The 13189-nt window shown below is 64.1% G+C and carries 16 protein-coding genes; 8 read left to right on the forward strand and 8 right to left on the reverse strand.

Annotated elements, in window-relative coordinates; translation table 11 throughout:
• Both AC25MA_RS19490 and AC25MA_RS19495 read left to right on the forward strand, forming a co-directional pair.
• Window positions 1-1446 carry an ATPase domain-containing protein gene (locus AC25MA_RS19490; protein ID WP_062361172.1) on the forward strand — a complete coding sequence of 482 codons (1446 nt, stop codon included), beginning with the start codon at window positions 1-3 and terminating at the stop codon, window positions 1444-1446.
• Window positions 1447-1450: 4 nt separating this feature from the next.
• Window positions 1451-1810 (forward strand): response regulator, encoded by a 360-nt coding sequence (locus AC25MA_RS19495; RefSeq protein WP_028692435.1) that lies wholly within the window; start codon window positions 1451-1453, stop codon window positions 1808-1810.
• Window positions 1811-1886: 76 nt separating this feature from the next.
• On the opposite strand, the gene csrA is transcribed toward AC25MA_RS19495, so the two are convergent.
• From csrA to AC25MA_RS19535, 8 genes are all read right to left on the reverse strand, one after another.
• The gene (gene csrA / locus AC25MA_RS19500; RefSeq protein ID WP_023628788.1) at window positions 1887-2081 is read right to left on the reverse strand and encodes a carbon storage regulator CsrA; all 195 of its coding nucleotides are present in this window, start codon (window positions 2079-2081) and stop codon (window positions 1887-1889) included.
• Window positions 2082-2333: 252 nt separating this feature from the next.
• Entirely contained in the window at window positions 2334-3356 is a 1023-nt protein-coding gene (locus tag AC25MA_RS19505; RefSeq protein WP_028692434.1) for a DNA topoisomerase IB, read from the reverse strand.
• 58 nt (window positions 3357-3414) lie between these two features.
• Window positions 3415-4506 (reverse strand): molybdenum ABC transporter ATP-binding protein, encoded by a 1092-nt coding sequence (modC, locus tag AC25MA_RS19510; protein WP_028692433.1) that lies wholly within the window; start codon window positions 4504-4506, stop codon window positions 3415-3417.
• Window position 4507: 1 nt separating this feature from the next.
• Complete coding sequence (modB, locus tag AC25MA_RS19515) at window positions 4508-5188, reverse strand: molybdate ABC transporter permease subunit (protein WP_069016824.1); 681 nt, start codon at window positions 5186-5188, stop codon at window positions 4508-4510.
• Window positions 5188-5946 carry a molybdate ABC transporter substrate-binding protein gene (gene modA, locus AC25MA_RS19520; RefSeq protein ID WP_028692431.1) on the reverse strand — a complete coding sequence of 253 codons (759 nt, stop codon included), beginning with the start codon at window positions 5944-5946 and terminating at the stop codon, window positions 5188-5190. Before modA ends, modB begins: the two co-directional genes overlap by 1 nt.
• 103 nt (window positions 5947-6049) lie before the next feature.
• The gene (locus tag AC25MA_RS19525; RefSeq protein ID WP_241412140.1) at window positions 6050-7114 is read right to left on the reverse strand and encodes an NAD(P)H-dependent flavin oxidoreductase; all 1065 of its coding nucleotides are present in this window, start codon (window positions 7112-7114) and stop codon (window positions 6050-6052) included.
• 34 nt (window positions 7115-7148) lie between these two features.
• Window positions 7149-7319, reverse strand: coding sequence for a hypothetical protein (locus AC25MA_RS19530; RefSeq protein WP_088851781.1), 171 nt, complete (start codon window positions 7317-7319; stop codon window positions 7149-7151).
• Between the two features lie 15 nt (window positions 7320-7334).
• Window positions 7335-7637 carry a DUF1883 domain-containing protein gene (locus AC25MA_RS19535; protein WP_028692429.1) on the reverse strand — a complete coding sequence of 101 codons (303 nt, stop codon included), beginning with the start codon at window positions 7635-7637 and terminating at the stop codon, window positions 7335-7337.
• Window positions 7638-7801: 164 nt separating this feature from the next.
• On the opposite strand from AC25MA_RS19535, the gene AC25MA_RS19540 reads away from it, so the two are divergent.
• The 6 genes from AC25MA_RS19540 (at window position 7802) to ahpC (ending at window position 13174) form a co-directional block, all read left to right on the forward strand.
• Window positions 7802-8161 (forward strand): hypothetical protein, encoded by a 360-nt coding sequence (locus AC25MA_RS19540; protein ID WP_028692428.1) that lies wholly within the window; start codon window positions 7802-7804, stop codon window positions 8159-8161.
• Window positions 8162-8306: 145 nt separating this feature from the next.
• The gene (locus AC25MA_RS19545) at window positions 8307-8957 is read left to right on the forward strand and encodes a c-type cytochrome (protein ID WP_028692427.1); all 651 of its coding nucleotides are present in this window, start codon (window positions 8307-8309) and stop codon (window positions 8955-8957) included.
• The gene (locus tag AC25MA_RS19550; RefSeq protein WP_028692426.1) at window positions 8954-9865 is read left to right on the forward strand and encodes a c-type cytochrome; all 912 of its coding nucleotides are present in this window, start codon (window positions 8954-8956) and stop codon (window positions 9863-9865) included. The genes AC25MA_RS19545 and AC25MA_RS19550 overlap by 4 nt, the downstream gene beginning before the upstream one ends.
• Before the next feature lie 204 nt (window positions 9866-10069).
• The gene (gene galU / locus AC25MA_RS19555; protein WP_010223914.1) at window positions 10070-10909 is read left to right on the forward strand and encodes a UTP--glucose-1-phosphate uridylyltransferase GalU; all 840 of its coding nucleotides are present in this window, start codon (window positions 10070-10072) and stop codon (window positions 10907-10909) included.
• A 96-nt stretch (window positions 10910-11005) separates the two neighbouring features.
• Window positions 11006-12361: a glutathione-disulfide reductase gene (gene gorA, locus AC25MA_RS19560; RefSeq protein ID WP_028692425.1), complete on the forward strand. Its 1356-nt coding sequence runs from the start codon at window positions 11006-11008 to the stop codon at window positions 12359-12361.
• 249 nt (window positions 12362-12610) lie between these two features.
• The gene (gene ahpC / locus AC25MA_RS19565) at window positions 12611-13174 is read left to right on the forward strand and encodes an alkyl hydroperoxide reductase subunit C (RefSeq protein WP_008090543.1); all 564 of its coding nucleotides are present in this window, start codon (window positions 12611-12613) and stop codon (window positions 13172-13174) included.
• The last annotated feature ends 15 nt before the right edge of the window (window positions 13175-13189 follow it).

Genomic DNA, 13189 nt, shown 5'->3' on the forward strand with positions numbered 1-13189 from the left:
ATGGTAGAGCAACTCAAGCGACTGGCCACCGGCATCGAAGGGCTTGATGCGCTGCTCAAGGGCGGGCTGGTGGTCGGTGCGTCCTACATCGTCCAGGGCCACCCGGGCTCGGGCAAGACCATCCTCGCCAACCAGCTGGCCTGCAACCATGTGCGCGACGGTGGCCGGGTGCTGGTGGCGACCCTGCTCAGCGAGTCTCATGAGCGCTTGTTCCAGTACCTGTCGACGCTGAGCTTCTTCGACCCGGCGCTGGTCGGTGACAGCATCCAGTTCGTCAGCGCCTTCGATACCCTCGAGCAGGATGGCCTGGATGCGGTAGTCAGGCTGTTGCGTCAAGAGATTGCGCGGCAGCAGGCCACCTTGCTGGTCGTCGATGGCCTGCTCAACGCCCGCTCACGGGCGGAAACCAGCCTGGATACCAAGAAGTTCGTCTCCGAGCTGCAGGGGCATGCGGCGTTCGCCGGTTGCACGGTGCTGCTGCTGACCAGTGCCCGGCTTGAGGAGGGCAGTCCCGAGCACACCATGGTCGACGGCGTGATAGAGCTGGGCGAACACCTGGTCGGCAGTACCGCGGTGCGGCATGTCCAGTTGCGCAAGACCCGCGGCAGCGGCGCGCTGTCTGGTCGCCACGAATGCCAGATCGATGAGTCGGGGTTGCAGGTCTATCCGCGCCTTGAAGCGCTCTACAGCCGCCCCAGCCAGCAGGGTGCGCAAACCCTGGCGCGGGTCGCCACCGGGGTCGCCGACCTGGACGGCATGCTCGGTGGCGGGCTGGCCGAAGCCTCGGTGAGCTTGCTGATGGGGCCATCCGGCGTGGGCAAGACGGCTTTGGGCATCGCGTTTCTCGCCGCCTCGACGAGGGCCGCACCGGGTCTGCATTTTGGATTTTACGAGACGCCGGCGCGACTGCGCCTGAAAGCGTCCGCTCTGGGCTACGACTTGCCTGCGCTGGAGCGCGAGGGGGCGGTGCAACTGAGTTGGCAGCCGACCACCGAAGGCCTGCTGGATCAACTCGGCGCGCGCCTGCTGGCGCAGGTCGAGGCATTGGGCGCGCGACGCGTGGTGATCGACAGCCTGGGCGCCTTCGGCCGTTTGGCGCTAGAGCCCGCCCGCCTGAATGCGTTCTTCCGCGCGCTGACCGGCGAGCTGCGTGCCCGTGGCGTCACGGTGCTGCTGACCTGGGAGATGCGCGACATCTTCGGTGCGGAGATCACTGCGCCGGCTCCGGACCTGTCGAGCATCGTCGACAACCTGATCCTCATGCGCTTCGCCGAGCTCGACGCACAACTGCATCGCGCCCTGTCGATCATCAAGGTGCGTGACAGCGACCACGATCCGGCCTTGCAGGCATTGAATCTGGGGCCGACAGGCATCAACCTGGCGCGGGCATTCGATGGCGCCAGCGGCGTGCTCAGTGGCTCGGCGACATCGCCAGGAGACCGCTGATGGGATGAGCAGCATCCTGATCGTCGACGACGAGTACCTGATCGCCGATATCCTGGGATTCGCTCTGGAGGATGAGGGTTACCTGGTGGAAAAGGCCAGCAATGGGCGCAAGGCGCTGGAGGCCTTGAGAGAAAAGCGCGTGGACCTGGTGATCACCGACTACATGATGCCGGTGCTCAATGGCGAGGAACTGTTGAATGCGATTCGTGACGAACTGCTGCTGACGGACCTGCCGGTGATCCTCATGAGCGGTGCCCAGGCCAGCCAGGGCCGGGCCTGCCCCGGAAGGTTCGCGGCGGTGTTCGACAAACCCTTCGACATGGACCGAATGATCGCCACGGTACGCGAACTGCTTGGCGCCTGAGGTTCGCAAGAGGCTCCCCGCATGGGCGGGCAATCGATCAGGCGCATCCTTGCGGCATGATGCGGTTGGCTTGGGGTTACTCGTCGTTGCTTTTTTCCGGCGCCGGGCTGCCGGCCTGGATCCGCTTGTAGATCTCTTCACGGTGCACCTGGACATCCTTCGGTGCATCGATACCGATCCTCACCTGCATCCCCTTGACGCCCAGAATGGTGACTTTGATGTCATCGTCGATGACGATGCTTTCGCCAACCTTGCGTGTGAGTATCAGCATGTATTTCTCCTTGGTGATGTAGAAAACCGCCGAGCCTGATGGTCTGCGGTGGGAGCCTGTCCCTCTTCCTTCTCATTAAAGACGCTTTCGGCGGATAGTAATTCCCCGACAGACAAATTCTGTTATCGATCTTTAGTTGCAGGTGCCAGTGGGGGTGCTACGCATTCCGCTGGCCAAGGTGCTCAGTGGCAAGGATAGGGTGCTTGGGTCCATATGGGAAATTTCTCTGCTCGATGAACTAAATAGTTGGGGTCAATGATCGTTTTGGCGCGCAAGCGCCTGGAGAAAGCGCAGCAGTGACACTTCCTCGAGTTCCAGGCCCTTGCGTGCCCGCGCGCGGGGCAGGTCCGCCAGGCGTCCGAGTTGGAAGTGTTCGAGTACGGCAGGGTGGATGTAGCAGCGTCGGCACACCGCTGGCGTGTTGCCCAGTCGCGCCGCCACCTGGCGGACGGTGTCGGCGACCTGGCGCCTGGCCTCGCTGTCAGGTTCCCAGGCCAGTGGCCGCAGCAGGCTCAGGGCAAGGCTGCTGCCGGCCCAGGTGCGGTAGTCCTTGGCGGTGAAGTCGGCGCCGGTCAGTTGCTGGAGAAACTGGTTGACCTCGGTCGAGCCGATGCCATGGCGCTGGCCCTGTTCGTCCAGGTACTGGAACAAGGCTTGGCCGGGCAATTCCATGCAGCGCTTGACCAGCCCGGCCAGGCGCCGGTCGGTCAGGGTGACGTTGTGCTCGACTCCGCGCTTGCCACGGAACTGAAAGCGAATTTGGCTACCCTTGACCTGCACATGGCGGGTGTTGAGCGTGGTCAGTCCGTAGGAGCGATTGGCGCGCAGGTATTGGCGGTTGCCGATGCGGATCAGCGTACTGTCGAGCAGGCTGATCACCAGCGCCATGACCTTCTCCCGGCCCAGCCCCGGGCAGGCCAGGTGCGCATCCAGTTGCTTGCGCAGCTTCGGCAGCGCTTCGGCGAAGGCCAGCATGCGCCCGTACTTGTGCTGGTCGCGCAGCTCGCGCCATTGCGTGTGGTAGCGGTACTGCTTGCGCCCCCGGGCATCCCGGCCGGTGGCCTGCAGGTGGCCCTGTGGATCGGCACAGATCCACACATCGGTGTAGGCCGGCGGGATCACCAGGGCTGCGATGCGCGCCAGTGTGTCGGCATCGCGGACACGCTGGTTGCTTGCGTCGAAATAATGAAAGCGATCGCGCCAGCGCCGCCGGGTCAAGCCGGGCTGGCTGTCATCGACGTAGTGCAGGGCGGCAGGGAGCGGGCAGTCGGGCATGGGGGCGGTCCATGAAGGGCACTCTTGCTGCAATGGACAGCGCCGGTTGCGTCATTGCTCAGCCCAGCAGCGCTACCGACTTGATCTGCGCCCAGAGGGTCTGGCCCGGCTGCACCGCGAGCTGATCCGCCGAATAGCGGGTGATGCGCGCCAGCAGGGCGTTGCCGGCGGCGTCCAGGCTGACCAGCACATGGGCGGGGTTGTCCGCCGGGCGGCATTCGCGGACTCGCACCGGCAGGCGATTGAGGATGCTCGAGGCGCTGTCGGCGGTCAGTGCCAGGCTGACATCCCGGGCCTGGACCTTGAGCCGCAGGGTGCTGCCCATGTGCAGCCCCGGGTGGGCGATGCGCAAGCGCTGGCCGTCACTGCCGGGCAGGCGTAGCTCGAACAGCTGGTAATGCGGATCGTGACCTACCACCACGCCTTCGAGCACCACGCCGGCATCCTCGCCCTGGGCCAGCGGCAGGTCGAGGCGCGCCAGGGTCTGGCCGATCGGCCCGCTGGCCACGGCCTTGCCCTGTTCGAGCAGGACCAGGTGGTCGGCCAGGCGCGCCACTTCGTCCTGGGCATGGCTGACGTAGATCAGCGGAATGTCCAGTTCGTCGTGCAGGCGTTCCAGGTACGGCAGGATTTCCCGCTTGCGCGCGCTGTCCAGCGCGGCCAGGGGTTCGTCCATCAGCAGCAGCCGTGGGCTGCTGAGCAGGGCTCGGGCGATACCGACCCGCTGCGCCTCGCCACCGGACAGGGTCGCCGGCTTGCGTGCCAGCAGGTGGCCGATGCCCAGCAGTTGGCAGGCCTGCTCCTGGCTGATCTTGCGCGCCTCGGGGGCGATGCGGCGCCAGCCGAACTCGAGGTTGCCGCGCACCGACAGGTGCGGGAACAGGCTGGCCTCCTGGAACACGTACCCTACTGGCCGCTGGTGTGGCGGGATGAAGTGCCCGCGCGCGCTGTCTTCCCAGACCTCGCCATTGACCTCGATGTAGGCGCTGGCGGCCCGCTCCAGGCCGGCCAGGCAACGCAGGCACGAGGTCTTGCCCGAGCCGGAATGGCCGAACAGGGCGCTGATGCCGCGCCCGGGCAGGTTCAGGTCGACGTCCAGGGTGAAGTCGTCACGCGCCAGTTTCAGACGCGCCTGTATCGATGTACTCATGTCAGCTCCAGCCGGCCTTGCTGCGACGGCCTGCATAGAGCATCAGCAGCACCAGGAACGAGAACACCAGCATGGCTCCGGCCAGCCAGTGCGCCTGGCTGTATTCCATGGCTTCGACATGATCGAAGATCTGCACCGAGACCACCCGGGTCTTGTCGGGAATATTGCCGCCGATCATCAGCACCACGCCGAACTCGCCCACGGTGTGGGCGAAGCCAAGAATGCTGGCGGTGATGAAGCCGGGGCGCGCCAGCGGCAGCACCACATGGATGAAGGTATCCCACGGGCTGGCCCGCAGGGTGGCGGCCACCTCCAGCGGGCGCTGGCCGATGGCGCCGAAGGCGTTCTGCAAGGGCTGCACCACGAAGGGCATGGAGTACACCACCGAGCCGATCACCAGCCCGGTGAAGCTGAACACCACGCTGCCCAGGCCCAGGGCCTGGGTGGCCTGGCCTATCCAGCCATGGGGGCCGAGGGCCAGCAGCAGGTAAAAGCCGATCACGGTCGGTGGCAGCACCAGCGGTAGGGCCACCACCGCGCCGATCGGTCCGCGCAGCCAGGAGCGTGTGCGCGCCAGCCACCAGGCGATGGGCGTGCCCAGCACCAGGAGAATGGCGGTGGTCAGGCTGGCCAGCTTGATGGTCAGCCAGATCGCGCTCAGGTCACCGGCGTCGAGCGGCATCAGAGCTCATAGCCGTAGGACTTGATCACCGCGGCGGCCTTTGGACCCTTTAGGTAGTCGACCAGGGCCTTGGCGGCCGGGTTGTCCTTGCCTTTGTTGAGAATCACCGCGTCCTGGCGGATCGGGTCATGCAGCTCGGCGGGCACGATCCAGGCGGAGCCTTCGCTGACCTTGCCATCCTTGTAGATCTGCGACAGGGCGACGAAGCCCAGCTCGGCATTGCCGGTGGAAACGAACTGGAAGGCCTGGGTGATGTTCTGACCTTCGACGATCTTCGCCTTGGTGGCTTCGGTCAGCTTGAGCTTGTCCAGCACCTGGGTGGCGGCCAGGCCATAGGGCGCGGCCTTGGGGTTGGCAATGGACAGGTGCTTGTATTCGTTCTTCTTCAGCACGTCGCCCTTGGCGTCGACGTAGCCCGGCTTGGCCGACCACAGCGCCAGGGTGCCGATGGCGTAGGTGAAGCGTGAGCCCGCGACGATTTCCTTTTCCTGCTCGAGCTTGGCCGGGGTACTGTCGTCGGCGGCGAGGAACACTTCGAACGGCGCGCCATTCTTGATTTGTGCGTAGAACTGGCCGGTAGCGCCGTAGGCGGCGACCAGCTTGTGGCCGGTGTCCTTCTCGAAGTCCTTGGCGATGGCCTGGATGGGCGCTGTAAAGTTGGCCGCTACGGCGACATGGACTTCATCGGCCTGGGCGGCGTTGACGGCGATCAGGGTGGCCAGGGCACTTAAGGCCAGGTGGGGCAGACGAATACGCATGTAGACGGCTCCTAGGGGCGGCGGATTATCGTTATGGCTTGAACTATATAGCGATACGCCATCCGTCGGGAAGAGGGTGCCTGAAAGTTTCTTGATCTATTGGTCAGCTTTTTGTTGGCCGCCCGGCAATGACTCGGGTCAGCTCACCCGCCGGCATGTGACGCCCAAGGCGCAGCGCCTGTCCGGACCACAGGTTGCTGAAATCGGCGTTGCCCTGCGGGTCGGTGATCGCCCGCAGTGGCATCAGCGCGCCGCCGGCCAGCGGGAAGCGCGGGGCGAGGGCGCTCATCGGCCCCAGCTCGCGCATCAGGCGGTTGTTGATGCCACGCGCCGGGCGGCCGGTGAACAGGTTGGTCAGCGCTGTATCGTTGGCGGACGCGCTGTCCAGGGCGCGGCGGTGCGCCGGGGACACCTTGGCCTCTGGGCAGAACAGGTACGCAGTACCGACCTGCACCGCCGAGGCGCCCAGGGCCAGGGCGGCGACCAGGCCGCGATGGTCGCCGACACCACCCGCCGCGATCACCGGCAACTGCACGGCATCCACAACCTGGGGCACCAGGGCGAAGGTGCCGATCTGGCTGTTGATGTCGCTGTCGAGGAACATGCCACGATGGCCGCCGGCCTCGTAGCCCATGGCGATGATCGCGTCGCAGCCATGCTGTTCAAGCCACCGCGCTTCCTCCACCGTGGTGGCGCTGGACAGCACCTTGGCCCCGGCTGCCTTGACCCTTCGCAGCAGTTCGGGCGCCGGCAGGCCGAAGTGGAAACTGACCACCTCCGGGCGCAGTTCCTCCACCAGCTGACAGCTCTGTTCGTCGAAGGGCGCGCGATTGGACACCGGCGTCGGCGCCTCGAAGTCCGCGCCGACTTCCTCGTAGTAGGGCTTGAGCGCCTGCTTCCAGCGGGCGTCGCGCTCGGGGTCCGGCGGCGGCGGTTGGTGGCAGAAGAAGTTCAGGTTGAGCGGGCCCCGGCAGGCGGCGCGAAAGGCCTCGATCTCGCCGCGCACCTGCTCGGCGGTGAGCATGGCGCAGGGCAGGGCGCCGAGGCCGCCGGCGTTGCCGACGGCAATGGCCATGGCCGAACCGCTGGCGCCGGCCATGGGCGCCTGGAGAATGGGCAGCTCGATACTCAGCAGGTCGAGGATGCGACGGTCTTGCCGGGTGCTCATGGACGACTCCTTGAGTGCGGGGCGTGCTGCGTGGTTACAAGGCCTTGCTGACCTGGATGTCGCTGATCTTGTCGACGTCGTCGCCGTGGATCTTGCGCAGCGCTTGCTGCGCCTGCTCGAGGGAGGCGTCGGGCATCTGGGCGAAGTCCCAGCGGCGCTCGCCGTCGAGCTTGTACTTGATCACATATTTGATGGTCTGGGTCATGCGGCTATCCAAGTGTTATCCGAGTTTCGACGACGAGCGACGGACGATCTTGATCTTGTGGCTGAGGGCCGGCTTGCGCGTCACCGAGATCGGGCGAGTGGTCACGGTGTCGATGGTGATGTTCCAGAAGCCAGTGCTCGGCACGGTGATCTTCGCCGGGAAACGCTCGAAGTGGCCGCCGTGGTAGGTGTGGCGCCCGCCATTCTTGAAGCTGCGGAAGTTGGCGTCGTTCATCAGGCGGATATTGCAGCGCTGGGAGCACTCGATGACGACGATGTCGTCTTCATTCAGGTGCTCGCGCTGGTGTACGAATTTCATGGGGAGCTCCGCAAGGATTGGTTCAGCAAACGCGAAAGATACCACGATGTGAGGTTACACTTGCGCCCGGGCTGGCCAAGCCAAGGAGATTTCTGCCAGACGTGGGAGCAAAACCGCCTGGATGTGGTCAGAGGATGACTTTGCAGATGCTGGAGACGATGTAGATGAAATGGGTGTTAGCGGCGGTATCGTTGGCCTTGGGGGGCTGTGTCAGCGTAACGGAACTCGAGCAGTCCCACGCGACGCTGGATGTGATCTCCGGCAAGACGCCGCGCGAATATGCCGATTGCGTGAAGCGCAAGCTGGCCGACACGCGTGATCCCTTGCAGGAAGAGGTACGGGGCGATGGCCTGCGCCTGACCGTGCCGCAGAAGGTGTCGGCCGGTGTCGGTCCTGCGGCGCTGCTCGATATCGACAAGCGCGGCAGCGGCAGCGCGATCAAGGTGTATGAACGGCTGAACAACTTCCCGCTGCGCCTGGGTGATGTGCGTACTTCGGCGACCCAGTGCATCTCCGGTTCTTGATCCAGCTCAGTTAATCGGCGATTAGCTGGCGGTTTGCCACTTTCCTTCCCGGTGACGCGTTGTCGCACGTCGGGGATTAGGCCTAGTATTTCTGGGCTTATATCGTTTGAGCCTAAGCTTATAACAAGGAAATGGAGCCTCCGTGATGAAACCCCTGAGCCATGTCGTGATCGGCAGCCTGCTGATCTTGGCCTGGCCCTCGGCGCACGCTGCCGATGGCCAGAAAATCTTCAACCAGGGCGGGCAGAACCCCGCCGCCATGGCCTGCCTGGGCTGTCATGGCCCGGACGGCAAGGGTATCGCCGCCGCCGGCTTTCCCCGTCTCGCCGGCCTGCCTGCCGGCTATCTCAGCAAGCAGTTGCACGACTTTCGCAGCGCCAGCCGCAAGCAGCCAGTGATGGAGCCGCTGGCCAAGGCCCTGGACGATGCCGAAATCGAGGCGGTCAGCACCTATCTGGCCAAGCTGCCTGCCGATGCCGCGGCGGGCACGCGTCGCCAGCAGATCGCCAACGATCCGGTGGCCCGCCTGGCCATCTACGGCGACTGGAGCCGGCTGATCCCCGGTTGCGTGCAGTGTCATGGCCCGGGCGGCAGCGGCGTCGGCGAGCACTTCCCGCCGCTGGCCGGGCAGCCCGCCGCTTACCTGGTGGCGCAACTCAATGCCTGGCGCGATGGCAGCCGCAGCAATGACCCCAACCAGTTGATGGTCAACGTGGCCAAGGCGATGACCGATGCCGAGGTCAAGGCGGTCGCTGACTACTTTGCCCAACCGGCCAGCCAGGAGGTCAAGCCATGAAAGTCCTGATGCCAACCCTGCTGCTGGCCATGGGCACTGCCCAAGCCGCCCCCATCGCCATGGAAGACCAGTCCCAGCTCAAGGTCCCGGGCGTGCAGGCCGCCCCGCAGTTCGTGCCGCCGGCGGAAAGCGCGATCCCGGATAACGCCTTCGGCAAGATGATCCGTGAAGGCCACGCGCTGTTCGTCGATACGCGACGATTGATGCCCGACGCGGTCGGCAACGGCATGAACTGCAGTAACTGCCACCTCGACCAGGGACGTATGCCACATTCCGCGCCATTGTGGGGCGCCTACCCAATGTACCCGGCGTATCGCAAGAAGAACGACAAGGTCAACACCTTCGCCGAGCGCATCCAGGGCTGCTTCACCTTCAGCATGAACGGCAAGCCGCCGGCGGCCGACAGCCCACAGATGACCGCCTTGAGCGTTTACGCCTACTGGCTGTCGACCCAGGCGCCGACAGGCGTGGAAATCGCCGGTCGCGGCTACCCGGAGGTGCCCAGGCCCGAAGGTGGTTATGACTTCAAGCGCGGCAAGCAGGTGTATGACGAGCAATGCGCGATCTGTCACGGTGGCAATGGCGAAGGGCAGAAGGTGGCCGGGGAGTATGTGATGCCGCCGCTGTGGGGCAAGGATTCCTACAATTGGGGCGCCGGCATGCACCGGATCAATACCGCGGCGTCGTTCATCAAGTACAACATGCCATTGGGCAAGCCTGGCAGCCTGAGTGATCAGCAGGCCTGGGACGTGGCCGCGTGGATCAACCGCCATGAGCGACCGCAGGATCCGCGGCTGGTCGAAGGCTCGATCGAGAAGACCCGGCTGAAGTTCCATGCCAACGACGGGGTCAACCTGTATGGGCAGAAGGTCGATGGCGTGCTGATCGGGCAGGGGATCGGCGGCTGAGCCACGGTCATCGCGGGGCATCTTCGAGAGCGGGCCTGCCCCGCGATGACGCTGCCGGTCGCCTGAAATTCACGCCCTGGCGGAACTATCTACACTGGAATATCTCTATGATGGCATCGGCCAGCGCGGGGGGCATTGTAAGGTGAACGCCGCCTGATTAGACTGCGCCGAATTTCGTACGCAAAGCCCTTGTTAAGGACGTATATGATCAAGAAATGCTTGTTCCCGGCAGCCGGTTACGGCACCCGCTTCCTGCCCGCTACCAAAGCCATGCCCAAGGAAATGCTGCCGGTGGTCAACAAGCCACTGATCCAGTATGGCGTTGAAGAAGCGCTGGACGCTGGCCTCAACGAGATCTCCATCGTCACCGGCCGTGGCAAGCGCGCCCTGGAAGACCACTTCGACATCAGCTACGAGCTGGAAAACCAGATCAAGGGTACCGACAAGGAAAAATACCTGGTCGGCATCCGCCGACTGCTCGACGAGTGCTCGTTCTCCTACACTCGCCAGACAGAAATGAAAGGCCTGGGCCACGCGATCCTCACCGGTCGTCCGCTGATCGGCGACGAGCCATTCGCCGTGGTACTGGCCGACGACCTGTGCGTCAACCTCGAAGGTGACGGCGTGCTCAAGCAGATGGTCAAGCTGTACAAGCAGTATCGCTGCACCATCGTGGCGATCATGGAAGTCGACCCGCAGGAAACCAGCAAGTACGGCGTGATCGCCGGTGACCTGATTGGTGACGACCTGTACCGCGTACGCAACATGGTCGAGAAGCCGAAACCCGAAGATGCACCGTCGAACCTGGCGATCATCGGCCGCTACATCATGACCCCGGACATCTTCAAGCTGATCGAGGAAACCGAACCTGGCAAGGGCGGTGAAATTCAGATCACCGACGCATTGATGAAGCAGGCCCAGGACGGCTGTGTGATTGCCTACAAGTTCAAGGGCAAGCGTTTCGACTGCGGTGGCGCCGAAGGTTACATCGAAGCGACCAACTTCTGCTTCGAAAACTTCTACAAGACCGGCAAGGCTTACTGAGTTTCCGGTATTGTGTGAAAAGCCGCCTTCGGGTGGCTTTTTTGTTTGCGGCGGCCAACGGCGCTATGCTGGGCGCCTGCCTAGGAGAGTGAATACATGGCCTACGATTTTGATCTGTTCGTGATTGGCGCCGGTTCCGGCGGTGTGCGCGCGGCACGTTTCGCCGCGGGGTTCGGTGCGAAAGTGGCGGTGGCCGAGAGCCGCTACCTCGGCGGCACCTGCGTCAACGTCGGGTGCGTACCGAAGAAGCTGCTGGTGTACGGCGCCCATGTCGCCGACGAACTGGAACAGGCCGCGGGCTTCGGCTGGACCCTGGAAGAGGGGCATTTCGACTGGGGCACGCTGATCGCCAACAAGAACCGCGAGATCGAGCGCCTCAACGGCATCTATCGCAACTTGCTGGTCAACAGTGGCGTGACCTTGCTGCAGGGCCATGCGCGCCTGACCGGCGCCCATGAGGTGGAAGTCGAGGGCCAGCGTTACAGCGCCGCGCATATCCTCATCGCCACCGGCGGCTGGCCGCAGGTGCCGGACATCCCCGGCAAGGAGCTGGCGATCACCTCCAACGAAGCCTTCTACCTCAAGGACCTGCCGCGCCGGGTACTGGTGGTGGGCGGCGGCTACATCGCCGTGGAGTTCGCCGGCATCTTCCAGGGCCTGGGCGCCGACACCACGCTGCTGTACCGCGGCGAGCTGTTCCTGCGTGGCTTCGACGGCTCGGTGCGTACCCACCTGAAGGAAGAGCTGGAGAAGCGCGGCCTGGACCTTGAGTTCAACGCCGACATCCAGCGCATCGACAAGCTCGAGGATGGTAGCCTCAAGGCCACCCTCAAGGACGGTCGCGAGCTGGTCGCCGACTGCATCTTCTACGCCACCGGGCGCCGGCCGATGCTGGATAACCTGGGCCTGGAAAACACCGGCGTCGAACTGGACCCGCGCGGCTTCATCCGCGTCGACGAGCAGTACCAGACCACCGAACCGTCGATCCTGGCCATTGGCGACGTCATCGGCCGTGTGCAGCTCACCCCCGTGGCCCTGGCCGAAGGCATGGCCGTGGCCCGGCGCCTGTTCAAGCCCGAGCAGTACCGCACGGTCGACTACCAGAACATCCCGACTGCGGTATTCAGCCAGCCGCCGATCGGCACCGTGGGCCTGACCGAGGAGCAGGCGCTGGCCGCCGGGCACAAGGTGCAGATCTTCGAGAGCCGCTTCCGCGCGATGAAGCTGACCCTCACCGATATCCAGGAAAAGACCCTGATGAAGCTGGTGGTCGACGCAGAAACCGACAAGGTGCTGGGCTGCCACATGGTCGGGCCGGATGCCGGCGAGATCATCCAGGGCCTGGGGATCGCCCTGAAGGCAGGTGCGACCAAGCAGCAGTTCGACGAGACCATCGGCGTGCACCCGACCGCCGCGGAAGAGTTCGTGACCATGCGCACCGTCACCCGCTGATACGCGTTTATCCCGGATCGCGGGGCAAGCCCGCCCCCACGCCTGAAAACCTTCTGGCGTGGGGGCGGGCTTGCCCCGCGATGCATTTTGCCCCCGCAATCCTTTGCTCAGCCCAATCCCTTCTATTAATAATCCCGCCTTATAGCCAAAACCAATCACCAGCATGAGCTTTGCCAATGAGCCTTCATCGGGACCAGCGGTTAGGATTCTCTCCGTCAACTGATTTCAACCCATGAAGGAGCGTCTCTCATGCCAATCATCAACAGCCAGGTCAAACCGTTCAACGCCACTGCTTTCCACAATGGCGAATTTGTCCAGGTCAGCGAAGCCGACCTGAAAGGCAAGTGGTCCGTCGTGTTCTTCTACCCGGCCGACTTCACCTTTGTCTGCCCGACCGAACTGGGTGACCTTGCTGACAACTACGCTGAATTCCAGAAACTGGGCGTGGAAATCTACGGTGTGTCCACCGACACCCACTTCACCCACAAAGCCTGGCACGACACCTCGGACACCATCGGCAAGATCAAGTACCCGCTGATCGGTGACCCGACCCACGTCATCTCGCGCAACTTCGACGTGCTGATCGAAGAAGCCGGCCTGGCCGATCGCGGTACCTTCGTGATCAACCCGGAAGGTCAGATCAAGATCGTCGAAATCAACGACGGTGGTGTAGGCCGTGACGCCAGCGAGCTGCTGCGCAAGGTCAAGGCTGCCCAGTACGTTGCCGCTCACCCAGGCGAAGTCTGCCCGGCCAAGTGGAAAGAAGGCGAAGCCACTCTAGCGCCGTCGCTGGACCTGGTCGGCAAGATCTAAGGCAAAGCCTTTGAT

Source organism: Pseudomonas sp. P65(2024), from assembly GCF_057480955.1.